The organism is Mycobacterium colombiense (assembly GCF_001953985.1).
In the GTDB taxonomy this organism is placed as follows: domain Bacteria; phylum Actinomycetota; class Actinomycetes; order Mycobacteriales; family Mycobacteriaceae; genus Mycobacterium; species Mycobacterium colombiense_B.
In genome coordinates, this window is sequence record NZ_MBEI01000066.1 from 25511 (window position 1) to 50439 (window position 24929).

The window sequence follows — 24929 nt, forward strand, 5'->3', positions numbered from 1 at the left end:
GCCCGTCGAGGTGGAGCCCATCGCCCGGGTGCTGCCGATGCTGTCGGTCCCGCACCTGGACCGGGAGTTCGACTACCTGGTGTCGGCCGAGCAGTCCGACGACGCCCAGCCCGGGGTGCGGGTGCGGGTGCGCTTCCACGGCCGGCTGGTCGATGGGTTCGTGCTGGAGCGCCGCAACGACACCGATCACCCCGGCAAGCTGGGCTGGCTGGATCGCGTCGTGTCGGCCGAGCCGGTGCTCACCCCGGAAATCCGCCGGCTGGTCGACGCGGTGGCCGCGCACTACGCCGGCACCCGCCCCGACGTGCTGCGCCTGGCCGTGCCGGCCCGGCACGCCCGGGTGGAGCGGGAAGCCCTGGTCAGCCGCGATCCGGCGGTCCCGGAGCCCGTCGACCCGTCGGGCTGGGACGGTTATGCCAGGGGCGCTCAATTCCTGGCCGCCCTGGCCGAATCGCGGGCCGCCCGGGCCGTCTGGCAGGCGCTGCCGGGCGAGTCGTGGACGGACCGCTTCGCCGAGGCCGCCGCACAAACCGTGCGGACCGGCCGATCGGTGCTGGCGATCGTCCCCGACCAGCGCGACCTGGACGCGCTGTGGCAGGCCGCGACGGCGCGGATCGACGAGGGCAGCGTGGTGGCCCTGTCGGCCGGCCTGGGGCCGGCGGCCCGGTACCGGCGCTGGCTGGCGGCGCTGCGCGGCTCCGCGCGGTTGGTGATCGGCACGCGCAGCGCGGTGTTCGCGCCGCTGAGCGATCTCGGGTTGGTCATGGTGTGGGCCGACGCCGACGACAGCCTGGCTGAGCCGCGGGCGCCGTACCCGCACGCCCGCGAGGTGGCGATGCTGCGCGCGCATCAGGCCCGGTGCGCGGCCCTGATCGGCGGCTACGCGCGCACCGCCGAGGCCCACGCGCTGGTGCGCAGCGGCTGGGCCCACGACATCGTCGCGGCGCGGCCCGTGGTGCGGGCCGGCGCGCCGCGGGTGATCGCCCTGGACGACACCGGCTACGCCGACGAGCGCGACCCGGCGGCGCGCACGGCGCGCATTCCTTCCATCGCGCTGCGGGCCGCCCGCTCGGCGCTGCAGGCCGGGGCGCCGGTGCTGGTGCAGGTGCCGCGGCGGGGGTACCTCCCGTCGCTGGCCTGCGCGCGGTGCCGGACCATCGCCCGGTGCCGGCACTGCACGGGCCCGCTGTCGTTGCAGGAGGGCGGCGCGGCGCTGCTGTGCCGCTGGTGCGGCCGCGTCGACCCGACGCGACGGTGTGCGCGCTGCGGGTCGGACGCGGTGCGCGCCGTCGTCGGCGGGGCGCGCCGCACCGCGGAAGAACTCGGACGCGCGTTTCCCGGCACGTCGGTGATCACGTCGTCGGGTGACGGCGTGGTGCCCGAGGTCGCGGCCGGCCCGGCGCTGGTGGTGGCCACCCCGGGCGCCGCGCCGCAGGCGGCCGGCGGTTATGGGGCGGCGCTGCTGTTGGACACCTGGGCGCTGCTGGGCCGCCAAGACCTGCGCGCGGCCGAGGACGCGCTGTGGCGATGGATGTCGGCCGCCGCCCTGGTGCGCGCCCGCGGCGACGGTGGCGTGGTGATGGTGGTCGCCGAATCCTCGCTTCCCACAGTGCAATCGCTGATCCGCTGGGATCCGGTGGGGCATGCGGAGGCCGAAGTGACCGCGCGGGCCGAAGTCGGCCTGCCGCCCAGCGTGCACATGGCCGCCGTCGACGGCACGGCCGGCGCCGTGACCGCGCTGCTCGACGAGGCCCGGCTGTCCGACCAGGACTCCTTGCACGCGGATTTGCTTGGGCCGGTGGACCTTCCGGCCGGTGTGCGCCGCCCGGCCGGAACGCCGGCTGGGGCCCCGGTGACGCGGATGCTGGTGCGCGTGCCCCGTCAGCAGGGCCTGGCGCTGGCGGCGGCGCTGCGGCGCGGCGTCGGTGTGCTCAGCGCCCGGCAGGCCCATGAGCCGGCCCGGGTGCAGATCGACCCCCTGCACATCGGCTAACCTTCACCAACGATTACCCTAGGCGACAATATGTACATGCAATAATCACTTCTTACGACATTAGAGTGTTGCTACACTTTCTAATCCTTAGCCGCCGAGTGGTTCGGAAACCATCCGGGAAGGGGCGATATGGCACCCGACAACGCCACAGTTGACGAGTCATTGGACGTCATCACCGATGCCCTGCTGACGGCCTCCCGTTTGCTGATGGCCATCTCGGCTCGCTCCGTCGGGCAGGTCGACGAGACCATCACCATCGCGCAATTCCGGACGCTGGTGATCCTGTCCAATCGCGGACCGGTCAACCTGGCCACGCTGGCCGGTCTGCTGGGCGTGCAGCCGTCGGCCACCGGCCGGATGGTGGACCGGTTGGTCGCCGCCGGGCTGATCGACCGCCTGCCGCACCCGACCTCGCGGCGCGAGTTGCTCGCCGCGCTCACCACGCGCGGCCGCGACGTCGTCCACCAGGTCACCGCGCACCGGCGCGCCGAAATCGCGGCCATCGTGGCGAAGATGCCGCCGCCGGAGCGGCACGGGCTGGTGCGGGCCCTGACGGCGTTCACCGCCGCCGGCGGGGAGCCCGACGTCCACCTGGACGCCGACATCGACCTGTAGTCGGCTGGCGATCGCGAGCGCGGCGGAGCCGGGCGAAGCGGGTCGCCACCATCGGGTCTAGTCGGTCCGCTTTCGGGCGGTCAGCAGGAGGTACTCCCACTCCATCGTGCCGTCGGCCAGGTGCTGCTGGGCGAGTTCGACGAGCTGAGCGTCCAGCTCGGCCGTGAGCACCCGGTTGTGGCCGATGTTCGCGTACGCCTCGATCGTCGGGCCGTAGTGCCGCTTGAAGTAGGCGTGCACGGCCTCGGCGCTGTCGAACCGGTTGACCGCCAACATGCCTCGCGTCGTGGTGATGTGGCCGATCTGGTTGCCCAGCAGCGCCGCGACGTAGCGCGGGCGTCCCCAGAGCGCGGCGGGCGGCACCGGGTGCGACAGGCTCGGGCGGTAGGGCCGAATGGTGGCGAGCATGCGGCCGAAGAATCCCTCGGGGGTCCAGCTGATCACGCCGATCGTGCCGCCCGGCCGGCAGACCCGGACCAGTTCGGAGGCGGCGCGCTGCTGATCGGTGGCGAACTGCACGCCGATCGCCGACAGGACGACGTCGAACTCGCCGTTGCCGAACGGCAGCGCGTGGGCATTGGCCTCTCGGTAGTCGATGGTCAGGCCCCGGGCCTCGGCCCTGATCCGCGACCGTTGCAACAACTCCGGGGTGAGGTCGGTGGAAACGACGGTGGCGCCCGCAGCGGCCGCCGGCAGTGAGATGTTGCCCGAGCCGGCGGCGACGTCGAGGACCCGCACGCCGGGCCGGATAGCGGTGGCTTCGACCAGCGCGGGGCCCAGGGGAGCCATCACCTCCTCGGCCATCAGGGCGTAGTCGCCCAACGCCCACACCACGCGGGACGTTGCGGCGGCCGAAGCGTCGTTGATCGGGGTATCGAGGGTCATCTAGACCTCCTTGGGAGGGGGGAAGGGGTTGTCTTTCGACCTCGTTGTCGACATGAATCGGCAGTGCGGTTCACACCGGCAGTTGATGGCTTCCGGAAATAGTAGCCATGGGCAATAGTGTACGCGCGCACTTTCGCCCGGCTCGGGCGGGTCGGGCCTGCGTCCGCCGCTTCCTAGACTGGGCCGGTGCGCCTTGTCTTCGCCGGAACCCCCGAACCCGCGCTACCCGCACTGCGCCGCCTCATCGACTCACCGCGTCACGAGGTGATCGCGGTGCTGACCCGGCCCGACGCCGCCGTCGGACGGCGCGGCAAACCGGAGCCGTCGCCGGTGGCCCGCGAAGCGCTCGATCGCGGAATTCCGGTGCTGCGGCCATCGCGGCCGAACGCGGACGAGTTCGTCGCGGAGCTGTCGCAGCTGGCGCCGGACTGCTGCGCGGTCGTGGCCTACGGCGCGCTGCTGCGCGACGGCCTGCTGGCCGTGCCCCCGCGGGGATGGATCAACCTGCACTTCTCGCTGTTGCCCGCGTGGCGCGGCGCCGCGCCGGTACAGGCGGCCATCGCCGCGGGCGACAGCATCACCGGCGCCTCGACGTTCCAGATCGAGCCGAGCCTGGACTCCGGTCCGATCTTCGGAGTCGTGACCGAGACGATCCGGCCGACCGACACGGCCGGGGAACTGCTTGAGCGACTTGCTGTTTCGGGCGCGGCACTCCTGTCGACCACGCTGGACGGCATCGCCGACGCGACGCTGACACCGGTGCCGCAGCCCGCCGACGGGGTCAGCATCGCACCCAAGATCACCGTCGAGCAGGCCCGGGTGCGCTGGGACCTGCCGGCGCTGGTCGTGGATCGCCGCATTCGCGCCGTCACGCCCAACCCCGGCGCGTGGACGCTGATCGGCGACCTGCGCATCAAACTGGGGCCGGTACAGGTAGCGGGGGCCTCCGAGCTGCCAGGGCCGTCAGAACCGTTGCCGCCCGGCGCTATTCACGTCGACCGCAAGAGCGTCTGGGTCGGCACCGGCTCCGACCCGGTGCGGCTGGACCAAATCCAGCCGCCCGGAAAGAAATTCATGAACGCGGTGGACTGGGCGCGCGGCGCCCGGCTAGACCCCGCGGTGCGGGCGACATGAGCACCGGGCGAGACAGACCGCAGCGCGGCCGCCCGGAGCGCAAGCCGCCGCGACCCCAGCAGCGCGACGTCCAGCGCCAGCAGCGCGACCGCCGACCGCCACGGCGGCCCCTGGACCCGGCCCGCGCCGCCGCGTTCGACGCGCTTCGGGCGGTCAGCGAACGCGATGCCTACGCGAACCTGGCGCTGCCCGCGTTGCTGCGCGAACGCGGAATCACCGGCCGCGACGCGGCATTCGCCACCGAGCTCACCTACGGCACCTGCCGCACCCGGGGCCTGCTCGACGCCGTCATCGGCGCCGCCGCGGGGCGCTCGCCGCAGGCCATCGACCCGGTGTTGCTCGACCTGTTGCGGCTCGGCGCGTACCAGTTGCTGCGCACCCGGGTCGACGCGCACGCCGCGGTGTCCACCACCGTCGAGCAGGCGGGAATCGAATTCGACTCGGCGCGAGCGGGTTTCGTCAACGGCGTGCTGCGCACCATCTCGGGGCGCGACGAGCAGGCCTGGGTCGCCGAGCTGGCCCCCGATCCGGCGCAGGATCCGATCGGGCACGCCGCGTTCGTGCACGCCCACCCCCGGTGGATCGCCCAGGCCTTCGCCGATGCGCTGGGTGCCGCCGCAACCGAACTCGACGCGGTGCTGGCCAGCGACGACGAGCGGCCCCAGGTGCACCTGGCCGCCCGCGCCGGCGCGCTGACAGCGGCCGAACTGGCCGACGCGGTCGACGGGACCGTCGGCCGCTATTCGCCGTACGCGGTGTACCTGGCGGGCGGCGACCCCGGGCGGCTGGCGCCGGTGCGCGTCGGCGTCGCGCTGGTGCAGGACGAGGGCAGCCAGCTGGTGGCCCGGGCGCTGACCCTGGCCCCGGTCGACGGCGACACCGGCCGGTGGCTGGACCTGTGCGCCGGGCCGGGCGGGAAGACGGCGCTGCTGGCGTCCCTGGGCCTGCAGCAGCATCCGGAATCCGGATTTCGGCTCACCGCGGTGGAGCCGGCGCCGCGCCGGGCGGACCTGGTCGCCGAGAACACCCGCGGCCTGCCGGTCGACGTGCTACGGGTCGACGGGCGGCAGACGGAGCTGGATCCGACGTTCGACCGGGTGCTCGTCGACGCGCCGTGTACCGGGTTGGGGGCGCTGCGCCGCCGGCCGGAGGCCCGGTGGCGGCGGCAACCCGCCGACGTGCCCGCGCTGACCAAGCTGCAACGCGAGTTGCTGGGCGCCGCGATCGCGCTGACCCGCCCCGGCGGCGTGGTGCTCTACGCCACCTGTTCGCCGCACCTGGCCGAGACCGTCGGCGTGGTCGCCGACGCGCTGCGCCGCCACCCGGTGAGCGCGCTGGACACCCGGCCGTTGTTCGAGCCCGTCGCCGACCTGGGCGACGGGCCGCACGTCCAGCTGTGGCCGCACCGGCACGGCACCGACGCGATGTTCGCAGCCGCGCTGCGCCGCGAGGCGGGGTAGCCGGGGCCGCGCCGAATGTGAAGCGGGCCGCGCGGCTCAGTAGTCTGGCGCTCATGCCTCGCAACCCGGAACCGTCACACGGGCCGCTGATCGCGCCGTCGATCCTTGCCGCTGACTTCTCCCGGCTCGCCGACGAAGCCGCCGCCGTGACCGGCGCCGACTGGCTGCACGTCGACGTGATGGACAACCACTTCGTGCCGAATCTGACCTTCGGGCTGCCGGTGGTGGAGAGCCTGCTGGCCGCCACCACCATCCCGATGGACTGCCACCTGATGATCGAGGACCCCGATCGTTGGGCGCCTCCCTACGCGGAGGCGGGAGCGTACAACGTCACCTTCCACGCCGAGGCCACCCAGAATCCGATCGGCGTGGCCCGCGATATCCGTGCCGCCGGCGCCAAAGCGGGGATCAGCGTCAAGCCGGGGACCCCGCTGGAGCCTTACCTGGAAATCCTGCCGCAGTTCGACACCCTGCTCATCATGTCGGTGGAGCCCGGTTTCGGCGGCCAGAGCTTCATCCCCGAGGTGCTGAGCAAGGTGCGCACCGCGCGCAAGCTCATCGAGGCGGGGGAGTTGACGATCCTCGTCGAGATCGACGGCGGCATCAACGCCGACACCATCGAGCAGGCCGCCGAGGCCGGCGTCGATTGCTTCGTCGCCGGGTCGGCCGTGTACGGCGCCGACGACCCGGAGGCCGCGATCGACGCGTTGCGGCGCCAGGCCGCCGGCGCATCCCCGCACCTGCGTCGATGACGCTTCCGCCGGGTGACAGCCTTGACGCGGCGATGCGCTTGGCGATCGACCAGTCCAACCACGTCAAGGGAACGACGTATCCGAACCCACCGGTCGGGGCGGTCATCCTGGACGCCGGTGGCGAGGTGGTCGGCGTCGGCGCCACCGAACCGGCCGGTGGCGATCACGCCGAGATCCTGGCGCTGCCGCGGGGCGGCGATCTGGCGGTCGGCGGCACCGTGGTGGTCACCCTCGAGCCGTGCAACCACTACGGCAAAACCCCGCCCTGTGTGAACGCCCTGCTCGACGCGAAGGTGGGCACCGTGGTGTACGCCGTCGCCGACCCGAACCCGGAGGCCGCCGGTGGGGCGGACCGGCTCGGGGAGGCCGGCGTCGCGGTGCGGTCCGGGGTGCTGGCCGACGAGGTGACCGGCGGCCCGCTACGGGAGTGGCTGCACAAGCAACGGACCGGGCTGCCCCATCTGACCTGGAAATACGCCAGCAGCGTCGATGGCCGCAGCGCGGCCGCGGACGGCTCCAGCCGGTGGATTTCCAGCGAGGCCTCGCGGCTGGATCTGCATCGCCGGCGCGCGGTCGCCGGCGCGATCGTGGTGGGCACCGGCACCGTGCTGGCCGACGACCCGGCGCTGACCGCCCGACTGCCCGACGGCTCGCTGGCCGACCGGCAACCGCTACGAGTGGTCGTCGGGATGCGTGAAATACCTTCGGAGGCAAAGGTTCTCAACGACGATTCGCGAACCATGCTGATCCGTACGCACGACCCGATGGAGGTGCTCAAGGCCGTGTCCGATCGCACCGACGTGCTGCTGGAGGGCGGCCCGACGCTGGCGGGTGCCTTCCTGCGGGCCGGGTTGGTCAACCGGATCCTGGCCTACGTCGCGCCGACGCTGCTGGGCGGTCCCGTCACCGCGGTCGACGACGTGGGCGTGTCCACGATCGCGCGGGCGCTGCGCTGGCAGTTCGACGGCGTCGACCGGGTCGGGCCCGACCTGCTGCTCAGCCTGGTGCCGCGCAGCGGCTAGCGCTCACCCAACGGGACTGCTTGCGGCTCAGCGGCTTCCGGCTCCTCAGCGTGTTCCTTGCGACCGCCGATTAGCAGACCCAGCAGCGCTCCCGCGATGCAAATCCAGACGGTGGCCGAGAAGATGTCGCCGTACATCTGGGCGAAGGCCTTGAGGTACATGGTGCCCTGGGCGGCGATGCGCTCCAGCAGGGTGGCGTTGGCCGGGATCGCGGCCGTGAGGCCCGCCACGATCTGGTTGAACCGGTACAGGCCCCACGCGCTGAGCGCGGCGACACCGATCAGCATGCCGGTCATCCGGGCCACCACCACCGCCGCCGAGGCGATGCCGTGTTGAGCGGACGGCACCACCCGCAGCGCGGCGGAGGTCAGCGGCCCGATCACCAGGCCCAGCCCGATGCCGGCCACCAGCAGGTCGGCGTGCAGCACCGGCACGCTGAACACACCGAAGATATTGTGCTTCTGGCTCAGCACGTCCTGGCGCCAGAAGTGGATCAGCCAGTAGCCGTAGGCCGCAATGAGCAGCCCGGCGAAGGCCATGATCCGGTCACCGGCCCGGGTGGCGATCCACCCGCCCAGCACCGCTCCGATCGGCAGCGCGATCAGGAACCACAACAGCAACCCGGCGGCCTGCGTCTGGGACTGTCCCAGCACGCCCTGGCCGAACAGCTCCACGTCGACCAGCGTCACCATCAGCGCGGCGCCGGCGAACAGCGAGGCGCCCAGCGCCGCCAGGAAGGGTAGGAAACGCACGCCCGCCGGTTCGATCAGCCGGGTACGCGCGAAACGCTCCCAGAGCAGGAACAACACCGCGACCACAACCGCGCCGATGACCAGCGGCAGCCCGTAGCTCGGCAGGATCTGCTTGCCGTCGGGTTGCGGGTTGTACAGACCGATCACGGCGAGGCCCAAAGCGACCGCCAGCAGCACGCCACCGATCAGGTCGACCTTCTCCGGCTCCTCCACCCGTTCGTGTGAGGGCAGGCTGAACTGGATCATCGCCATCGCGATGAGGGTCAGCGGCACGTTGATCCAGAACACGTAGCGCCAGTCGTGGGTGAGGAAGACGATGAAGATCCCGTACAGCGGGCCCAGCACGCTGCCGAGCTCCTGAGCGGCACCGATGCCGCCGAGCACGCCGGCGCGGTTGCGCTGTGCCCACAAATCGGCGCCCAGGGCGAGGGTGACCGGCAACAGCGCGCCGCTGGCCACACCCTGGATGGTGCGGCCGCCGACCAGCAGGTGGAAGTCGCCCCAGTGGCCGGCCAGCGCGGTGACCACCGAGCCGACGATGAACAGCGCCAGGCTGACCTGCAGCACCAGCTTGCGGCCGAACCGGTCGGAGGCGCGGCCCAGCAGCGGCATGGCGGCGATGTAGCCCAGCAGGTACATCGTGATGATCCAGGTGATGCGCTGCAGCTGGTTAATCGGGATGTGAACGTCGGTCATGATGTCGCGCATGATCGTCACGACGACATAGGCGTCCAGGGCGCCGAGCAGGACCGCCAGGCTGCCCGCGCTGATCGCTACGCGGCGCCCGGTTTGATGCCCGGTCGGGGGTGCGGTCTCCGCGGTCACGAGCTCACCGGGGGCTTGCTGACCTGAACCTGCTCGCCCCAGTTCGACAGGGTGATCTGGGCGGAGTTGCCCGAGCTCTTCTGCAGGTTGGCCTGGACCAGCAGGTGGTCACCGGTCTCCTGGACCCACACCGTGCTCGGCACCGGCTGCGTCGCGTTGAACTGCGGCACGATCTTGTTCACCGCGTCCGCCGAGACGTTGCCGGTGATGCGGATGGTGTTCTGCCCGTTGATGTTTTCGCGGCCCTCGGCCTTGGCGTTGCTGAAGTTGGCCAGCGCGTTGCCCAGCCCGTTGTCGGGGTTCAGCAGCACCGAGACGTCGTAGATGTCGGCGGCCTTGCCGAAGTCACTCCACTTGTTCGGGGTGAGGGTGGCGTACAGGGTTCCGTCGAGCACCACAAAATTCGCGTCGATGTCCGAACCGCCGAGGGTGATCGTGGCGTTGCCCGACGCGGCGGTGGCCGGTGCGTTGGTGAGGTCACCGGTCAGCGTCTTGATGGGTAGCCCCGGAATCTTGCCCTGGATGCTCAGCGCGATGTGCGCGCTCGTCACCTTCTTGGTGGCGTCGGCCGACTGCTTGACCAAGGTCGTGCCGTCGGGAAGTGGCGCGCCGCTCTGCTTTGAGCCCGACGAACAGCCGGCGATCAAGGCGGTGGCGAGGGTCAGGGATGCGATGACGGCCGATATACGGCGGCGGGTCTGCATACTCTGCATCGTAGAGGGTGTGGGTGACTGCCCTGGTGAACGCGGGGTGCCAGTGTCGTCCGGGCGCGGGCGTTTGCCCTGCTCATCCGCGTGCGTGAGGGGCAATTAGCCTAAGAGGATGTTTACCGGAATTGTCGAGGAACTCGGCGAGGTGACGGCTCGCGACGTCCTTTCGGACGCGGCGCGGCTGACCATCCGCGGCGCCGTCGTGACCGCCGACGCGGGCCATGGCGATTCGATCGCCGTCAACGGCGTGTGCCTGACCGTCGCCGAACTGCTGCCCGGCGGCCAGTTCACCGCCGACGTGATGGCCGAATCGCTCAACCGGTCCAACTTGGGCGAATTGCAGGTCGGCAGCCGGGTCAACCTGGAGCGCGCCGCGGCCGTCAACAGCCGGCTGGGCGGGCACATCGTGCAGGGGCACGTCGACGGGACCGGGCGCATCGTCGGCCGGACACCGTCGGAGCATTGGGAAGTGGTGCGCATCCAGATGCCGGCCGAGGTGGCCCGCTACGTCGTGGAAAAGGGATCGATCACCGTCGACGGCATTTCGTTGACGGTGTCGGGGCTGGGCGGCGAGCCGGGGGACTGGTTCGAGGTCTCGCTGATCCCCACCACCCGCGAATTGACCACTCTGGGCCGCGCTCCGGTCGGCACACAGGTCAACCTCGAGGTCGACGTGATCGCGAAATACGTCGAGCGGTTGATGGCCCGCTAAATAGGCTCAGAGCATCTGGGGCCGTCAAGCTTTCGCATGCTCACTTCGTCGGGCGATCAGCTGGCCGGCGAAGTCAAGCATCTGGTCAAGGCTGGGGAACATTGCGAAGGCATCCACGATCGCCTCATCAGCACCGGACCCGGCGACGCGCTCGAGCCTGTCGATAACAGAGTCAACGGACGTTCCCGGTTCGAGGTTGATCCGCATGGCCGTCTTCAGCGCGTCAGGATCGCGGCCGGCGTCCTGCGCCGCGCGGCGCGCAATCGACCACAAGCGGTCGGTGACCTCGTCCTGCAGCCCCTCGACCCCGAGCCAGCCGGTGCCGCTGCGGCCGACCCGGCGCATCGCGGCCTCGCTGACACCGCCGATCCAGATCGGCGGACCGCCGGCCTGGACCGGGCGCAGGTCGGCATGGACCGGCGGCAGCGAGAAGAACTCGCTGTCCCAGGACACCGGGGTGGTCGTCCACCACTCGCGCAGGAACGCCAGCAGGTCATCGAGCATCCGCCCGCGCCGGCGCCAGTCCGCGCCGCGGGCGATGTCGTGCTCGTCCTTCATCCACCCGATGCCCACGCCAACGTCGAGGCGGCCGTCGCTGAGCACGTCGAGCGTGGTCAGCAGCCGGGCCAGGTGCACCGGCTCGTAGTAGAACGTGCTGAGCGTGCTGGCGTTCAGCCGCACCCGGCTGGTCGCCGTCGCGGCGACCGTCCACAACAGCACCGGATCGAGGTAGCGGGTCATCTGCGGCGGGTACGGCTGCTCTTTGCCCGGATAGGTGCTGTGCATATCAACCGGCGTGACCAGGCGATCGCCGACCCACAGCGTGTCGTAGCCCAGGTCCTCGAGTCCGCGGCAGAACGCGCTCAGACCAGCGGCGCTGCTGATAGCGGGACCGACGATGGGAAGTGCGAAACCGAGCTTCATAGCGGCTCCTTTCGGTGATCCATCAACCATTGTCTGGGCGCGGCGGCGTGGCTCAGCCGGGAACGGCGGCGCCCAGGGCGAAGTCGAAGTTCCCCACCCCGTGGCGGGCGAGGCCCATCATGACCAGGCCCGTTGCTTCCAGCCAGTGCGCCATGTTCAAGCCGCCGACGTCTAGCGGGCGCAGCCCGAGGCTCTCGATGAACTCCGCCACGCCCGCCTTGGCGCGCGCGTCGTCGCCGGCCATGAAGACGTCGAGCGGCCGGCCCTGGGCCAGGACCACACCGAAGATGGTGTTGAACGCCTTCACCACGCCGGCGCTGGCCGGGGCGACCTTGGCAACTTCCTGCGCGACCGAGGTGTCATCGGGGATGGCCAGCCCGTCGGCCTCGGCATTGAAGGGGTTGCTGATGTCGACGATGACCTTGCCCGCGAGGGCGTCGCCGTACTGGGTGACCACCGGAACGACGTCGGCGTACAACACGGAAACGATGACGATGTCCCCGGCCGGGACGGCGCCGAACTCTCCCGTCGTCGCGCCGTCGCCAAGCTCCTGGGCCAGGTCAGCGGCCTTGGCCTGATCGCGGCCGATGACCTGGACGGTGTTGCCGCCCGCGACCGCCAGCGCGCCGATGGCGCGGGCCATGTTCCCGGTGCCGATGATGCTGATGCTGCTCATGAGGTGTCCGTCCTGACTTGATACCGAAAAGGTTGACTACTCAACCTTAGGCATATGTTTGTTGATGCGTCAACTAATCAGATAACATCCCAGGTGATGGAACCGAATTGGCTGAACGCTCGTGAAGACCGCGCTTGGCGGGCCTTCCAGCACGCGAACCATCAGCTCGCCGTGCACCTGAACCGGGGCCTGCAGGAATCGGGCCTGTCCGGGGCCGACTACCAGGTTCTGGCGGTGCTTTCGGAGCACGACGCTGATCGCATGCCCGCGCACGAGCTGTGCAATGCACTGGGTTGGGAGAAGAGCCGCGTCTCCCACCAAGTGCGGCGCATGCAGCAGGACGGGCTGATCCGCCGCGAGCCCAACCCCGACGACGCCCGCAGCACTATGGTCTGCCTACTGCCGGCCGGCCGCGCCGCCATCGAGAAGGCGGCGCCTAAGCATGTGGAGGACGTCCGCCGGAACTTCATCGACCTGCTCACCCCGGCTGAGCTCGACATGCTCGCCGCCCTCAACGAGCGCGTCCTGCGCCACCTGGCCAAAGACGGCGATTCTCCCGCCGAAGAGGGCTCGTAGCGTTCAAGTGTCGAGCTATTGAGGCCGGCACGCCGCTCGTCGCGGCGTCTCCCGCCACGACAACGGCCTGCTTTACGGTCAGGGCTGGATTACAGCGGCATCCACACGGGGCCTTGCCAATATCCCCAGCCATTCGCCTGGGGGTTCCAGACGACCTGAGCCCACGGCGCCCACGGCGGCGGTCCCGGCGGCGGCGGGGCCCACGGCGGGGCTCCGCCATAACCCGCCGGACCGCCGTAGTTGTCGTCCCAGTCACGGCAGTCGTTCCAATTCTGGTAAGGACCCCAGCCCGGGTCCCACTGCTCGCCCGGGCACCAGTGGTGGTGATACATAGGCGGAGGAGGAGGCGCCGCCGTGGCGGTGCCGGTGGACAGTCCGAGGGCGGACATGGCCAAGCCGCCGGCCGTGAGCGCGCCGGTACACAGCCGGATCCACGGTCGTGTTCTTGTGTTGGTATTCATTCGGCTGGTATTTCCCCAATAATGTCCCCGAAACCCGATTTTGCCGTTTGCTCGTGACAAATATTGGGCACAGCCGACACATATCTGGCGCAAAGGGTTTCGGCGTATACGGGCCTGTCATCGGGTTATTTTTGACACCAAGTGACGATATCGCGCGCTAAGCAATCCATTATTGGCGACGATATCCTGTTTGCGGATTAGCTAGAGTCCGAAATCGCCCGGGTGCCTTTCCGTCGCGAAAAGGGCTCCTCGCGTCGGGTCCGGCGCCGGGACGGCGAAAACTGTGATCCCGGCAACGATTACGGCGTTCGCGAGGCCCGATCCGACGCCGGCAGGCCGCGGGGGTCCGTGGGGGCGAGATAAGTGCGCGCTGATCGGACGTGGTCAGGCCGCTAGCGTTGCCAGCCCATCCGGTGGCGCAACGCGATTCGGGACCGTCCCACTGATCAAGCCGTGGCAATAACGGCGGCGCCGCCGTGGTTCATACTGAATGCAACACGTGGGCTTCTCGTGTGAGCCGTTTCGACAGTGTTCCCGCCGGAGAGCGGGAACGGCGAGGTAGCAAAAGATGACGAGGTTGGACTCCGTCGAGAGGGCGGTTGCCGACATTGCGGCCGGTAAGGCCGTCATCGTCATTGACGACGAGGACCGCGAGAACGAGGGCGATCTGATCTTCGCCGCCGAGAAGGCGACGCCGGAGATGGTGGCGTTCATGGTGCGCTACACCTCGGGATACCTGTGCGTGCCGCTGGACGGCGAGGTCTGCGACCGGCTGGGCCTGCTGCCGATGTACGCGGTGAACCAGGACAAGCACGGCACCGCCTACACGGTCACCGTCGACGCAAGGCGGGGTGTGGGCACCGGGATTTCGGCCTCGGACCGGGCCACCACGATGCGGTTGCTGGCCGATCCCACCAGCGTCGCCGACGACTTCACCCGGCCGGGGCACGTGGTTCCGTTGCGCGCCAAGGACGGTGGCGTGTTGCGCCGTCCCGGTCACACCGAGGCCGCCGTGGACCTGGCCCGGCTGGCCGGGCTGCAGCCCGCGGGTGCCATCTGCGAGATCGTCAGCCAAAAAGACGAGGGCTCGATGGCGCAGACCGACGAACTGCGGGTGTTCGCCGACGAACACGACCTCGCGATGATCACCATCGCCGACCTGATCGAGTGGCGCCGCAAGCACGAGAAGCACATCGCCCGGATCGCCGAAGCCCGGATACCGACGCGGCACGGCGAGTTTCGTGCCATCGGCTACGCGAGCATCTACGAAGAGGTCGAACACGTCGCGCTGGTGCGCGGGGACATCGCCGGGCCGAACTCCGATGGTGACGACGTGCTGGTGCGCGTGCACTCCGAATGCCTGACCGGTGACGTGTTCGGTTCGCGCCGTTGCGATTGCGGGCCCCAGCTGGACGCCGCGATGGCGATGGTCGCCCGCGAGGGACGCGGCATCGTGCTGTACATGCGCGGCCACGAGGGCCGCGGCATCGGGCTGATGCACAAGCTGCAGGCCTACCAGCTGCAGGACGCCGGTGAAGACACCGTCGATGCCAACCTCAAGCTCGGATTGCCCGCCGACGCAAGGGATTACGGTATCGGCGCGCAGATCCTGGTGGACCTCGGGGTGCGTTCGATGCGGCTGCTGACCAACAACCCCGCCAAGCGGGTCGGGCTGGACGGCTACGGCCTGCACATCATCGAGCGGGTGCCGCTGCCGGTGCGCGCCAACGCGGAGAACATCCGATACCTGATGACCAAGCGCGACAAGATGGGCCACGACCTGGCCGGGCTGGACGATTTTCACGAATCCGTCCACCTGCCAGGTGAATTCGGCGGTGCTTTGTGAGCCGCGCCGGCGACGATGCAGAACGAAGTGATGCCGCGGGGGTACCGCCCGCTTGCGGGGGAGAGTGGCGCCGATGAGCCCTGCCGACGGTGTGCCGGAGGTTCCGCCGCTCGATGCATCCGGCCTGCGACTGGCTCTGGTTGCGAGTACCTGGCACAGCGAAATCTGCGACGCACTGCTGGCGGGTGCCCGCAAGGTGGCCTCGGAATCGGGTATCGACGACCCGACGGTGATCCGGGTGATCGGCGCGATCGAAATCCCGGTGGTGGCGCAGGAACTCACGCGCAAGCACGATGCCGTCGTCGCGCTGGGCGTCGTGATCCGCGGGCAGACGCCGCATTTCGAATACGTGTGTGACGCGGTGACGCAGGGCCTGACCCGGGTGTCGTTGGATACCTCCACACCGGTGGCCAACGGCGTGCTCACCACCGACACCGAGGAGCAGGCCCTGGACCGGGCCGGCCTTCCGGAATCGGCCGAGGACAAGGGGGCCCAAGCCACTCTGGCGGCCCTGACCACCGCGCTCACCCTGCGTGAGTTGCGCGCTCAGTCGTGACGTCTCCGCCGGACCGCGAGTCCTGGGATGCGGTGTTGCGTCCCCATCGCACACCGTTATTCGCCTACGGGGCGGCGTTTCTCATCGCCGCGGCGCATATCGCGGTGGGCCTGCTTCTCAAGGTGAGGTCCACCGGGGTGGTCTTTCAGACCTCCGATCAGGTGGCGATCGCGGTGCTGGGTCTGGTCATCGCCGGCGTCGTGCTGTTGTTCGCGCGGCCGCGGCTGCGAGTGGGACCGGCGGGCGTTTCGGTGAGAAATCTGTTGGGCGACAAGCTGATCGAGTGGCCGGATGTTGCCGGGGTGTCGTTTCCGGTGGGTCACCGCTGGGCGCGCATCGACCTGCCGGATGACGAGTACATCCCGGTGATGGCCATCCAGGCCGTCGACAAGGGACGCGCGGTGGACGCTATGGACACGGTCCGGTCGTTGCTGGCGCGCTATCGGCCGGACCTGCCGACGCACTGAGCGCAGGCGGCTTCCCATGGCGGGCTAGCCGGCGAAACGACGGGCACAGGTCGACGGGCGCACCGCTTGGACGCGGTGGCCCGCCGCCTGGTGGTTCATCTGGTGGGCCGGGAAGCCCGGGTCGGAGGCACTCAGTACCGAGTGCAGTCCGTCATCATTTGCTGGAAGATCGGCAGCGCCTGCTGGGCCCCCTGGTTGTGCTCGATCGCGTGCAGCAGGTTCACCCGCTGATCGGGCGACGACGCCAGGTACTGCTGCAAGAACTGCTGGTTCGGCGGCGACTGGTCGAGGTACTGGGCGGCCATCGGGTTCTCCGCGTGCACGGCCCGCATTGCCTGGTCGTAGCTACAGGTGGTGTGGATCATCGGACCGTAATCGGGATCAGCCGACGCGACCCCGGCCCCAGCGGTCGACGCCAATGCCAGACCGCCCACCGTGACGGCCAGTTTGGCCAACGAGCGCTTCATCATTTACGGACTCCCTCCATTGCTGTGCCCCCACTCTAACGTTGAGCTAGAAGCTTGGTAGCCGGATCGGGAGCCGCCCAAACCGCCGCGACCGCGCGCGGGGCCCGCTACGGGCCTTCTACCTGCCCAGTTGTTCCTTCTTCGGTTTCGGTGCTCCAACTGCTCGGCAACAGCGGCAGGCTCGGGCTGTCGTCCAAAGAAGCGCCGGCAACTGTGATCAAGCCCACTGGAGCGGCACCCGACTCGGGAGCGGTGCCGGCGAACCCCATTTGCCCCGCGCCCCGATCCGACGCGGTCGCATGGGCGGATTCCGCGTCCGAACCTTGGTCGAGGTATTCGTAGCGGCGCCCGGGATCGATAAGACCCGGCCGGGGGCGCCGGCGACGCCGGACCTGTTCCCGCCGGGCCGGGGGGGCCGGCGCCGCGACGGTGTCGGGCGCGGGTGACTTCTGGCCGGCGCGCGAGCCGAGGCTCATGCTCGTGCCGGCCCCGAGGCCGGGAGGGCCGACCACATAGGGGTAGCTGAAAGCCGGGACGCCGGGTGCGGGCGGCGCCGGCGCGGCAGCAGGCGCTGCCGATGCCGCAGCGGGCGCGGGGGCGGCCGCGGGCGCGGTGGCCGGGGCCGGAGCGGGTGTGCCGAGACCGGGTGCCATCGCGACAGGCGCCCCCGCGTGCGACGGAGCCGGGGCGGCCACCGCGCCCGGCAGCGTGGGGGCGGGTGGTGCCACGCCGGCCAACCCGGCCAGCCCGGCCAGACCCGTCGCACCGGCGACGGGGATGAAGGGGGCGATCAGGCCGACGGAGAGCTGCGCCAGTTGCGGCACCTGGGTCGTCGGGAACGTGTAGAGCGCCTCGCCCGCCCAGTGCGGAACCTTGGCGGCGAGCAGCGGGTCGGTCATGAGACTGTTGAGGACCGACGACGGGTTGGACCCTCCTGACTGGCTCAGGTCCGCGTTCAGTTCCTGGGCGACTTCCTGCACGCGAGTCACCCACCAGCTCAGCTGATCTGCCCCGCCGCCCGCGTCTTGGTTGGGCGGATTGGCCAGCTGGATCGGTGGGGGCGGGGCGGTCGGCGGCACCCATGTCTGCGCGGTCTGTGACACCGCTTCATAGATCGCCATCGTGGTGGCCGCCTGCAGCCACATCCGCAGATAGTCCATTTCGTTGAGCGCGATCGGAATCGTGTTCACACCAAGGAAATTCGTCGCCACCAGTTGGGCGAAGGTGGCGTGGTTGGCTTCCAGCTCTTCCAGCGTCGGCATGGCGGACAGCGCTGCTGTGTAGGCCGCCGCCACGGTGTCGGCTTCTAAGGCGGCTGCCGAACTGTTGGCGCTGTTCTGCAAAAGCCATGCCAGATACGGCACATGGGCCGCCACGTACGCCTCGGCGCTGGGGCCCTGCCACGTCCCGGCCTGCACCGCCGCCAACAAGTCGCCGAGTTCCTGGGCCGCCGAGTCGTATTCGGCACTCAACGCCTGCCACGCCTGCTCCGCCGCCAGCAATGATCCGGGCCCCGGGCCGCTGGACAGCGCCGCCGAATGCACTTCCGGCGGGAAGGCGGCCCAGATCGGCATCGTCATCGGTGGTCACCCGCGCGTGCCCGTGCTGCCATGTTGCGCTCCTCCCGACGAACCGGTCAGCGGTCCCGCGTGGCCGGCGGGCGGCGGCCAGATCAGTCACGCGAAGGAAGCGCTTTGTCCCGGCCTCTCAGTGGTTTTCAGCGTTTTTCAGCGATCCGACGTTGCGGTCTCGGCGGCCGCGCAGGCAGCGACCCGCATATACCGGAACTCACGCTCAAAGTATCCGCAAATACGGATAGAAATCGGGCGTTTCACCGGAGATGCGAAGCTAACTGTCAGCTTTTGGACAGCCGGACCAAGAATCCGTTCAGGATCAGCGTCTGCGCCAGCCCGGTCTGCTGCACCGGGCTCAACCCGGGCAGGTCGCCGACCCGAAACGGCTCGGTGCTCTCGGCGAGGAACCGCATCGCCGCCTCATGGTCGGCGCCGGCGCCCACCGACAGCTGTGCGAACTGCAAAACGACGCGGCCGTCGACGTGGGCCACCCGCGCATAGAGCGGTTCATACTTCGCGACCAGTGTTTGCCCGTCGATCCCGACGGTGTCGCTCACCCGCCCGACCGGAGGGCATCGGCCCCGCCGGACCAGGACGTCGGCCAGCGCGTCGAGGCTTTCGGTGAGGAGCTCGGGATCCTCGAGGGCGCGCAGGCTGTCGCGCACGAGCTCGCCCAGGCCGGCGCGGGCGGCTGCGTCATTTTGGTGCCGTGGCGATAAGCGGGCGTGCACCCGCGGGTCGCGCAGACTCAGCGCGTACAGCTCGTGGGTGAGGAGCGTGAGCACGGTGGGCGCATGGAGCCCGATCGTCAGATGGACCGACGGCTCGGCGCGCGTTTCGGCCGAATGCACTTGGCCGCGCGGCAAATACAGCACGTCGCCGGGTTCCAGGAACACGTCGGTCGACGACGTGATCCCGTCCGTCCCCACGCCCCGGCGCCGCTGGATCTCGTGCGGCGGCACGGCGGCCCCGTCGGATACATGCCACGTCTTGGATCCCTGGATCTGCAGGACCAGCACGTCGTGCGGGTCGTAGTGCGGCGCAAAGCCGGTCGACTCCGGTGGCGTGACGTAGGCGTTCACCCGGGTGGGGAAGTTCAGTTCGACCTCGATGGAATGGGACAACGACGCGATCGTGCGCAGATAGCGCTCCACCCCATTCATGACGATCGTGTAGCCCTCGGCCAGGCCGTCGCGTGCCCGGGCCGGGTCCAGACCGCCGCCGGCGCCGCGGTAGGTCGCAGGATCCTTGTCCTCGCCGCCCTTGACCAGCCGTACGGCCGACGGTTCCGGCTGCACATGCTCGAGGAGTTCGTCGACGGCCGAAGGCCCGGGCAGCAGCCGGTCGAAGTAGCCCGGCCGGCAGCGCTGTATGTGGTGGTGCCGGCTCGCCCAGATCTCGTCGAGGAAGGTGTCGACACCGAGGGGCTGCAGCAACCAGGCTAGCGAGGACTCGACGGTAATCCCCCTCAAACATCGTGGCGACCGGTGTGCACCACACTAGACCGGCACCCGCACGCGCCCCGCCTTTCTCGGCACCACGCCGGCGGCTACTAGCCTGGATCTGTGCCCGATCCCGCCACCTACCGCCCCGCCCCCGGGTCCATCCCGGTCGAGCCCGGCGTCTACCGATTCCGGGATCCGTACGGGCGAGTCATCTACGTCGGCAAGGCCAAGAGCCTGCGCAGCCGGCTGACGTCATACTTCGCCGACATCGCCAGCCTGCACCCGCGAACCCGGCAGATGGTGACCACCGCGGCCAAGGTCGAGTGGACGGTGGTCAACACCGAAGTCGAGGCGCTGCAGCTCGAATACAACTGGATCAAAGAATTCGACCCGCGGTTCAACGTCCGCTACCGCGACGACAAGACCTACCCGGTGCTGGCGGTGACCCTCAACGAGGAGTTCCCGCGGCTGATGGTCTATCGCGGCCCCCGCCGGAAAGGGGTGCGGTATTTCGGGCCGTACTCGCACGCGTGGGCCATCCGGGAAACGCTGGACTTGCTCACCCGGGTGTTCCCGGCCCGCACCTGCTCGGCGGGAGTGTTCAAGCGGCACAAGCAGATCGACCGTCCCTGCCTGCTCGGCTACATCGACAAATGCTCGGCGCCGTGCATCGGCAGGGTCAGCGCGGAGCAGCACCGCCAGATCGTGGACGATTTCTGCGACTTCCTGTCCGGCAAGACCGACCGGTTCGCCCGGGAGCTGGAACAGCGGATGAACGCCGCGGCCGAGCAGCTCGATTTCGAGCGGGCCGCGCGGCTGCGCGACGACCTGGGCGCGGTGAAGCGGGCGATGGAGAAGCAGGCCGTCGTCCTCGGCGACGGCACGGACGCCGATGTGGTGGCGTTCGCCGACGACGAGCTCGAGGCCGCGGTGCAGGTGTTCCACGTCCGCGGCGGCCGGGTCCGCGGCCAGCGCGGCTGGATCGTCGAAAAGTCCGCCGACCCCGGTGATTCGGGTGAGGAACAGCTGGTCGAGCAGTTCCTTACCCAGTTCTACGGTGAGCAGGCCGAATTGGGCGGCGCCGCAGACGAATCGGTGAACCCGGTGCCCCGCGAGGTGCTGGTGCCCTGCCTGCCGTCGAATGCCGGCGAGCTGACCAGTTGGCTGTCCGGCTTGCGCGGATCCCGGGTGGCGCTGCGGGTGCCGCAGCGCGGCGACAAGCGCGCGCTGGCCGAAACCGTGCAGCGCAACGCGAAAGAGGCGCTGCAACAACACAAACTGAGGCGCGCCGGCGACTTCACCGCCAGATCCGCTGCGCTGCAGAACATCCAGGAGGCCCTCGGCCTGTCCGACGCGCCGCTGCGCATCGAATGCGTGGACATCAGCCATGTCCAGGGCACCGACGTGGTGGGCTCGCTGGTGGTGTTCGAGGACGGCTTGCCGCGCAAATCGGACTACCGGCACTTCGCCATCCGGGAGGCCGCGGGACAGGGACGCTCCGACGACGTCGCCTCCATCGCCGAGGTGACCCGGCGCCGCTTCGCGCGGCACCTGAGTGAACAAAACGACCCGAATATGCTTTCGCCGGAAGGGAAGTCTCGCCGGTTCGCCTACCCGCCGAATCTGTACGTCGTCGACGGCGGTGCGCCGCAAGTCAACGCGGCCAGCGCGGTGCTGGAGGAACTCGGCATCACCGACGTCGCCGTGATCGGCCTGGCCAAGCGGCTGGAAGAGGTGTGGGTGCCGTCGGAGCCCGATCCCGTCATCATGCCGCGCAACAGCGAGGGACTTTATCTGCTCCAACGCGTCCGCGACGAGGCGCATCGGTTCGCCATCACCTACCATCGCAGCAAGCGCTCCAAGCGAATGACGGCATCGGTGCTGGATTCGGTGCCAGGATTGGGAGAACATCGCCGCAAGGCACTGGTAAGCCATTTCGGATCGATAGCCCGCCTCAAGGAGGCCACCGTCGACCAGATCACCGCCGTTCCCGGCATCGGGGTGGCAACCGCCACCGCCGTCCTCGAGGCGCTGCGACCCGATCAGTCCGAGGCCGCCCGGTGACGGGCCCGGGTAAGTTCGCGGGCGGCCACTCGGTGGATGCCCCGGCCGGTATCGATGTCGTTCTGGTGACCGGATTATCCGGCGCCGGGCGGGGTACCGCAGCCAAGGTGCTCGAAGACCTCGGCTGGTATGTGGCGGACAACCTGCCCCCGCAGCTGATCACCCGGATGGTCGATTTCGGTCTGGCCGCCGGCTCGCGGATCACCCAGCTCGCGGTGGTGATGGACGTCCGGTCGCGCGGCTTCACCGGCGACCTGGACTCGGTGCGCACCGAGCTGGCCACCCGAAACATCGCCCCGCGCGTGGTGTTCATGGAAGCATCCGACGACATGTTGGTGCGCCGCTACGAACAGAACCGGCGCAGCCACCCGCTGCAGGGCGATCAGACGCTGGCCGAGGGGATCGCCGCCGAGCGCCGCATGCTGGCATCGGTTCGCGCCACCGCCGACCTGATCATCGACACCTCGACGCTGTCGGTGCGCGGCTTGCGCGAGACCATCGAGCGGGCCTTCGGCGGCGTCGCCAGCGCGACCACCAGCGTCACGGTCGAGTCCTTCGGCTTCAAGTACGGCCTGCCGATGGACGCCGACATGGTGATGGACGTGCGGTTCCTGCCGAACCCGCACTGGGTCGACGAATTGCGTCCCCGCACCGGGCAGGACCCCGCGGTGCGGGATTACGTGTTGAGCCAGCCCGGCGCGGCGGAGTTCCTCGACGCCTACCATCGATTGCTGTCTCTGGTCGTCGACGGCTACCGCCGGGAGGGCAAGCGCTATATGACGGTCGCCATCGGCTGCACGGGCGGCAAGCATCGCAGCGTCGCGATCGCGGAGGCATTGATGCAGTTGCTGAACGCCCAGAAGGGTGAAGCGCAACTGTCGGTGCGGGTGCTGCACCGGGATCTGGGCCGCGAATGACCGAGCCGATGAACCGGGGCATCGTCGCGCTGGGCGGCGGACACGGCCTATACGCGACGCTGTCGGCGGCCCGCCGGCTGACTCCGCACGTCACCGCGGTGGTCACCGTCGCCGACGACGGTGGTTCTTCCGGCCGGCTGCGCAGCGAACTGGACGTGGTGCCGCCGGGTGATCTGCGAATGGCGTTGGCGGCCTTGGCATCCGACAGCCCACACGGTCGGCTGTGGGCGACCATCCTTCAGCACCGGTTCGGCGGCAGCGGCGCGCTGGCCGGGCATCCGATCGGTAACCTGATGCTGGCCGGCCTGTCCGAGGTGCTGGCCGACCCGGTGGCCGCCCTCGACGAGCTCGGACGCATCCTCGGCGTCAAGGGCCGGGTGCTGCCGATGTGCCCGATCGCGCTGCAGATCGAGGCCGACGTCTCCGGTCTGGAAGGCGACCCGCGGATGTTCCGGCTGATCCGCGGCCAGGTGGCTATCGCGACCACTCCGGGCAAGGTGCGCCGCGTCCGGCTGCTGCCGGACAACCCCCCGGCGACCCGCCAGGCCGTCGACGCCATCATGGCCGCCGATCTGGTGGTGCTGGGCCCCGGCTCGTGGTTCACCAGCGTGATCCCGCATGTGCTGGTGCCCGGGCTGGCCGCGGCGCTGCGGGCGACCACCGCGCGGCGCGCCCTGGTGCTCAATCTGGTGGCCGAGCCGGGGGAGACGGCCGGCTTCTCCGTCGAGCGTCATCTGCACGTGCTGGCCCAGCACGCACCGGAATTCAGCGTGCACGACATCATCATCGACGCCGAACGGGTGCCCAGTGAGCGCGAACGCGATCAACTGCGCCGTACCGCCACACTGCTTTCGGCCGAGGTCCACTTCGCCGACGTGGCCAGACCTGGTACACCTTTACATGATCCAGGCAAACTCGCGGCGGCCCTGGACGGGGTCCGGGCGGCCCACAAGGCTCCGGGAGCGTCTTCGGTCACGGCCACCGCGGATATTCGGGTCGACGGTACAAGCCCACCAGCCGGGGGGAGTGGACCGGCCGGCAGCGGACCAAGGGGTGACGACGCGTGGCGATGACGACCGAAGTCAAAGACGAACTGAGCCGCCTCATCGTGAAATCGGTCAGCGCGCGCCGGGCGGAGGTCACGTCCCTGTTGAGGTTCGCCGGCGGGCTGCACATCGTCGGTGGCCGCGTCGTGGTCGAGGCCGAGGTGGATCTGGGCAACGTCGCGCGCCGGTTGCGCAAGGACATTTTCGAGCTCTACGGATACAACGCCGTTGTACATGTGTTGTCGGCCAGCGGGATTCGCAAGAGCACCCGGTACGTGTTGCGGGTGGCCAACGACGGTGAGGCGCTGGCGCGCCAGACCGGCCTGCTCGACAACCGCGGCCGCCCGGTGCGCGGATTGCCGGCGCAGGTGGTGGGCGGCAGCGTCGGCGACGCCGAGGCCGCCTGGCGAGGGGCCTTCCTGGCGCACGGGTCCCTGACCGAGCCGGGGCGGTCGTCGGCGCTGGAAGTCAGCTGCCCCGGCCCGGAGGCGGCGCTGGCGTTGGTGGGCGCGGCGCGACGGCTCGGTGTCAGCGCCAAGGCCCGCGAGGTGCGCGGCGCCGACCGGGTGGTGGTGCGCGACGGCGAGGCGATCGGCGCGCTGCTGACCCGGATGGGCGCCCAGGACACCCGGCTGGTGTGGGAGGAGCGCCGGATGCGGCGCGAGGTGCGGGCGACGGCCAATCGGCTCGCCAACTTCGACGACGCCAACCTGCGCCGCTCGGCGCGTGCGGCGGTCGCGGCCGCGGCCCGGGTGGAGCGGGCGCTGGAGATCCTGGGCGACACCGTCCCCGATCATCTGGCCTCGGCCGGCAAGCTGCGCGTCGAGCACCGGCAGGCGTCGCTGGAGGAGCTCGGCCGCCTCGCCGACCCGCCGATGACGAAAGATGCTGTGGCGGGCCGTATTCGGCGGCTGCTGTCGATGGCCGATCGCAAGGCGAAGGTCGAGGGCATTCCCGATACCGAGTCGGCGGTCACGCCGGATTTGTTGGAGGACGCTTAGTCCCGACCGCCTCTGGCAAAGCCCTGGCGGAGCGCTGACGCGCCGCGGC

The 24929-nt window shown here is 69.9% G+C and carries 24 protein-coding genes; 15 read left to right on the forward strand and 9 right to left on the reverse strand.

Features of this window, described 5'->3' with window-relative positions:
• Nucleotides 1-37: 37 nt before the first annotated feature.
• Together A5732_RS20975 and A5732_RS20980 are read left to right on the forward strand one after the other, a co-directional pair.
• Nucleotides 38-1993, forward strand: coding sequence for a primosomal protein N' (locus A5732_RS20975; protein ID WP_076103260.1), 1956 nt, complete (start codon nt 38-40; stop codon nt 1991-1993).
• 129 nt (nt 1994-2122) lie between these two features.
• Entirely contained in the window at nt 2123-2608 is a 486-nt protein-coding gene (locus A5732_RS20980) for a MarR family winged helix-turn-helix transcriptional regulator (protein ID WP_064952915.1), read from the forward strand.
• Nucleotides 2609-2665: 57 nt separating this feature from the next.
• Here A5732_RS20980 and A5732_RS20985 read toward each other — a convergent pair whose 3' ends face one another.
• Nucleotides 2666-3493, reverse strand: coding sequence for a class I SAM-dependent methyltransferase (locus A5732_RS20985; RefSeq protein ID WP_076103192.1), 828 nt, complete (start codon nt 3491-3493; stop codon nt 2666-2668).
• Between the two features lie 186 nt (nt 3494-3679).
• Between A5732_RS20985 and fmt the strand changes: the two genes are divergently transcribed.
• The 4 genes from fmt to ribD are packed head-to-tail and all read left to right on the forward strand — an operon-like array spanning nt 3680 to nt 7861.
• Nucleotides 3680-4627 carry a methionyl-tRNA formyltransferase gene (fmt, locus tag A5732_RS20990; RefSeq protein WP_064952917.1) on the forward strand — a complete coding sequence of 316 codons (948 nt, stop codon included), beginning with the start codon at nt 3680-3682 and terminating at the stop codon, nt 4625-4627.
• Nucleotides 4624-6087, forward strand: coding sequence for an RsmB/NOP family class I SAM-dependent RNA methyltransferase (locus A5732_RS20995; protein WP_076103193.1), 1464 nt, complete (start codon nt 4624-4626; stop codon nt 6085-6087). The genes fmt and A5732_RS20995 overlap by 4 nt, the downstream gene beginning before the upstream one ends.
• Before the next feature lie 53 nt (nt 6088-6140).
• Nucleotides 6141-6839: a ribulose-phosphate 3-epimerase gene (rpe, locus tag A5732_RS21000; RefSeq protein WP_065056281.1), complete on the forward strand. Its 699-nt coding sequence runs from the start codon at nt 6141-6143 to the stop codon at nt 6837-6839.
• Nucleotides 6836-7861 (forward strand): bifunctional diaminohydroxyphosphoribosylaminopyrimidine deaminase/5-amino-6-(5-phosphoribosylamino)uracil reductase RibD, encoded by a 1026-nt coding sequence (ribD, locus tag A5732_RS21005; protein WP_076103194.1) that lies wholly within the window; start codon nt 6836-6838, stop codon nt 7859-7861. Before rpe ends, ribD begins: the two co-directional genes overlap by 4 nt.
• Here ribD and A5732_RS21010 read toward each other — a convergent pair.
• Both A5732_RS21010 and A5732_RS21015 read right to left on the reverse strand, forming a co-directional pair.
• Nucleotides 7858-9438: an MFS transporter gene (locus A5732_RS21010; RefSeq protein ID WP_076053204.1), complete on the reverse strand. Its 1581-nt coding sequence runs from the start codon at nt 9436-9438 to the stop codon at nt 7858-7860. The genes ribD and A5732_RS21010 overlap by 4 nt on opposite strands.
• Nucleotides 9435-10142, reverse strand: coding sequence for an LppX_LprAFG lipoprotein (locus A5732_RS21015; protein WP_076053202.1), 708 nt, complete (start codon nt 10140-10142; stop codon nt 9435-9437). The genes A5732_RS21010 and A5732_RS21015 overlap by 4 nt, the downstream gene beginning before the upstream one ends.
• Nucleotides 10143-10260: 118 nt before the next feature.
• On the opposite strand from A5732_RS21015, the gene A5732_RS21020 reads away from it, so the two are divergent.
• On the forward strand, nt 10261-10860 hold the full coding sequence (locus A5732_RS21020; protein WP_076053200.1) for a riboflavin synthase: 600 nt from the start codon (nt 10261-10263) through the stop codon (nt 10858-10860).
• A 24-nt stretch (nt 10861-10884) separates the two neighbouring features.
• Here the strand turns inward: A5732_RS21020 and A5732_RS21025 are convergent, their stop codons facing one another.
• The gene (locus A5732_RS21025; protein ID WP_076103195.1) at nt 10885-11784 is read right to left on the reverse strand and encodes a TIGR03619 family F420-dependent LLM class oxidoreductase; all 900 of its coding nucleotides are present in this window, start codon (nt 11782-11784) and stop codon (nt 10885-10887) included.
• A 52-nt stretch (nt 11785-11836) separates the two neighbouring features.
• On the reverse strand, nt 11837-12460 hold the full coding sequence (locus tag A5732_RS21030) for an NADPH-dependent F420 reductase (protein WP_076103196.1): 624 nt from the start codon (nt 12458-12460) through the stop codon (nt 11837-11839).
• Between the two features lie 96 nt (nt 12461-12556).
• Between A5732_RS21030 and A5732_RS21035 the strand changes: the two genes are divergently transcribed.
• Nucleotides 12557-13036, forward strand: a complete 480-nt coding sequence (locus tag A5732_RS21035) for a MarR family winged helix-turn-helix transcriptional regulator (protein ID WP_076053195.1) — start codon at nt 12557-12559, stop codon at nt 13034-13036.
• A gap of 89 nt (nt 13037-13125) precedes the next feature.
• On the opposite strand, the gene A5732_RS21040 is transcribed toward A5732_RS21035, so the two are convergent.
• A complete protein-coding gene (locus A5732_RS21040) occupies nt 13126-13425 on the reverse strand; it encodes a hypothetical protein (RefSeq protein ID WP_253189093.1) in 300 nt (99 codons plus the stop codon).
• Between the two features lie 640 nt (nt 13426-14065).
• Here A5732_RS21040 and A5732_RS21045 point away from each other — a divergent pair.
• From A5732_RS21045 to A5732_RS21055, 3 genes are all read left to right on the forward strand, one after another.
• Nucleotides 14066-15343: a bifunctional 3,4-dihydroxy-2-butanone-4-phosphate synthase/GTP cyclohydrolase II gene (locus A5732_RS21045; protein WP_064952937.1), complete on the forward strand. Its 1278-nt coding sequence runs from the start codon at nt 14066-14068 to the stop codon at nt 15341-15343.
• Nucleotides 15344-15416: 73 nt separating this feature from the next.
• Complete coding sequence (gene ribH / locus A5732_RS21050; protein WP_076103198.1) at nt 15417-15899, forward strand: 6,7-dimethyl-8-ribityllumazine synthase; 483 nt, start codon at nt 15417-15419, stop codon at nt 15897-15899.
• Nucleotides 15896-16366, forward strand: a complete 471-nt coding sequence (locus A5732_RS21055) for a PH domain-containing protein (RefSeq protein WP_076053191.1) — start codon at nt 15896-15898, stop codon at nt 16364-16366. Before ribH ends, A5732_RS21055 begins: the two co-directional genes overlap by 4 nt.
• Nucleotides 16367-16497: 131 nt before the next feature.
• Here A5732_RS21055 and A5732_RS21060 read toward each other — a convergent pair whose 3' ends face one another.
• From A5732_RS21060 to A5732_RS21070, 3 genes are all read right to left on the reverse strand, one after another.
• On the reverse strand, nt 16498-16836 hold the full coding sequence (locus A5732_RS21060; protein WP_065074765.1) for a hemophore-related protein: 339 nt from the start codon (nt 16834-16836) through the stop codon (nt 16498-16500).
• Between the two features lie 104 nt (nt 16837-16940).
• The gene (locus tag A5732_RS21065; RefSeq protein ID WP_076103199.1) at nt 16941-18413 is read right to left on the reverse strand and encodes a PPE family protein; all 1473 of its coding nucleotides are present in this window, start codon (nt 18411-18413) and stop codon (nt 16941-16943) included.
• Nucleotides 18414-18688: 275 nt separating this feature from the next.
• Nucleotides 18689-19870, reverse strand: a complete 1182-nt coding sequence (locus A5732_RS21070) for a cupin domain-containing protein (RefSeq protein WP_076103261.1) — start codon at nt 19868-19870, stop codon at nt 18689-18691.
• A gap of 102 nt (nt 19871-19972) precedes the next feature.
• Here A5732_RS21070 and uvrC point away from each other — a divergent pair, with 102 nt between their 5' ends.
• From uvrC to whiA, 4 genes are read left to right on the forward strand one after another with little or no spacing between them, the layout of a single operon-like run.
• Nucleotides 19973-21916, forward strand: coding sequence for an excinuclease ABC subunit UvrC (gene uvrC / locus A5732_RS21075; protein WP_076053187.1), 1944 nt, complete (start codon nt 19973-19975; stop codon nt 21914-21916).
• Nucleotides 21913-22833: an RNase adapter RapZ gene (gene rapZ, locus A5732_RS21080; RefSeq protein ID WP_064952932.1), complete on the forward strand. Its 921-nt coding sequence runs from the start codon at nt 21913-21915 to the stop codon at nt 22831-22833. Before uvrC ends, rapZ begins: the two co-directional genes overlap by 4 nt.
• An 8-nt stretch (nt 22834-22841) precedes the next feature.
• Complete coding sequence (yvcK, locus tag A5732_RS21085) at nt 22842-23906, forward strand: uridine diphosphate-N-acetylglucosamine-binding protein YvcK (protein ID WP_139334671.1); 1065 nt, start codon at nt 22842-22844, stop codon at nt 23904-23906.
• Nucleotides 23903-24880 carry a DNA-binding protein WhiA gene (gene whiA, locus A5732_RS21090; protein ID WP_040631623.1) on the forward strand — a complete coding sequence of 326 codons (978 nt, stop codon included), beginning with the start codon at nt 23903-23905 and terminating at the stop codon, nt 24878-24880. Before yvcK ends, whiA begins: the two co-directional genes overlap by 4 nt.
• Nucleotides 24881-24929 lie beyond the last annotated feature (49 nt).

Bases quoted from the DNA above. Each gene is read 5' to 3' on its own strand.
- A5732_RS20975 (WP_076103260.1), top strand. From the start codon at position 38: ATGCTGTCGGTCCCGCACCTGGACCGGGAGTTCGACTACCTGGTGTCG.
- A5732_RS20985 (WP_076103192.1), bottom strand. From the start codon at position 3,493: ATGACCCTCGATACCCCGATCAACGACGCTTCGGCCGCCGCAACGTCC.
- A5732_RS21015 (WP_076053202.1), bottom strand. From the start codon at position 10,142: ATGCAGACCCGCCGCCGTATATCGGCCGTCATCGCATCCCTGACCCTC.
- A5732_RS21020 (WP_076053200.1), top strand. From the start codon at position 10,261: ATGTTTACCGGAATTGTCGAGGAACTCGGCGAGGTGACGGCTCGCGAC.
- ribH (WP_076103198.1), top strand. From the start codon at position 15,417: ATGAGCCCTGCCGACGGTGTGCCGGAGGTTCCGCCGCTCGATGCATCC.
- A5732_RS21025 (WP_076103195.1), bottom strand. From the start codon at position 11,784: ATGAAGCTCGGTTTCGCACTTCCCATCGTCGGTCCCGCTATCAGCAGC.
- yvcK (WP_139334671.1), top strand. From the start codon at position 22,842: ATGAACCGGGGCATCGTCGCGCTGGGCGGCGGACACGGCCTATACGCG.
- A5732_RS20980 (WP_064952915.1), top strand. From the start codon at position 2,123: ATGGCACCCGACAACGCCACAGTTGACGAGTCATTGGACGTCATCACC.
- A5732_RS21035 (WP_076053195.1), top strand. From the start codon at position 12,557: ATGGAACCGAATTGGCTGAACGCTCGTGAAGACCGCGCTTGGCGGGCC.
- A5732_RS21030 (WP_076103196.1), bottom strand. From the start codon at position 12,460: ATGAGCAGCATCAGCATCATCGGCACCGGGAACATGGCCCGCGCCATC.
- ribD (WP_076103194.1), top strand. From the start codon at position 6,836: ATGACGCTTCCGCCGGGTGACAGCCTTGACGCGGCGATGCGCTTGGCG.
- A5732_RS20995 (WP_076103193.1), top strand. From the start codon at position 4,624: ATGAGCACCGGGCGAGACAGACCGCAGCGCGGCCGCCCGGAGCGCAAG.
- A5732_RS21045 (WP_064952937.1), top strand. From the start codon at position 14,066: ATGACGAGGTTGGACTCCGTCGAGAGGGCGGTTGCCGACATTGCGGCC.
- A5732_RS21040 (WP_253189093.1), bottom strand. From the start codon at position 13,425: ATGTCCGCCCTCGGACTGTCCACCGGCACCGCCACGGCGGCGCCTCCT.
- A5732_RS21065 (WP_076103199.1), bottom strand. From the start codon at position 18,413: ATGACGATGCCGATCTGGGCCGCCTTCCCGCCGGAAGTGCATTCGGCG.
- A5732_RS21060 (WP_065074765.1), bottom strand. From the start codon at position 16,836: ATGATGAAGCGCTCGTTGGCCAAACTGGCCGTCACGGTGGGCGGTCTG.
- rpe (WP_065056281.1), top strand. From the start codon at position 6,141: ATGCCTCGCAACCCGGAACCGTCACACGGGCCGCTGATCGCGCCGTCG.
- whiA (WP_040631623.1), top strand. From the start codon at position 23,903: ATGACGACCGAAGTCAAAGACGAACTGAGCCGCCTCATCGTGAAATCG.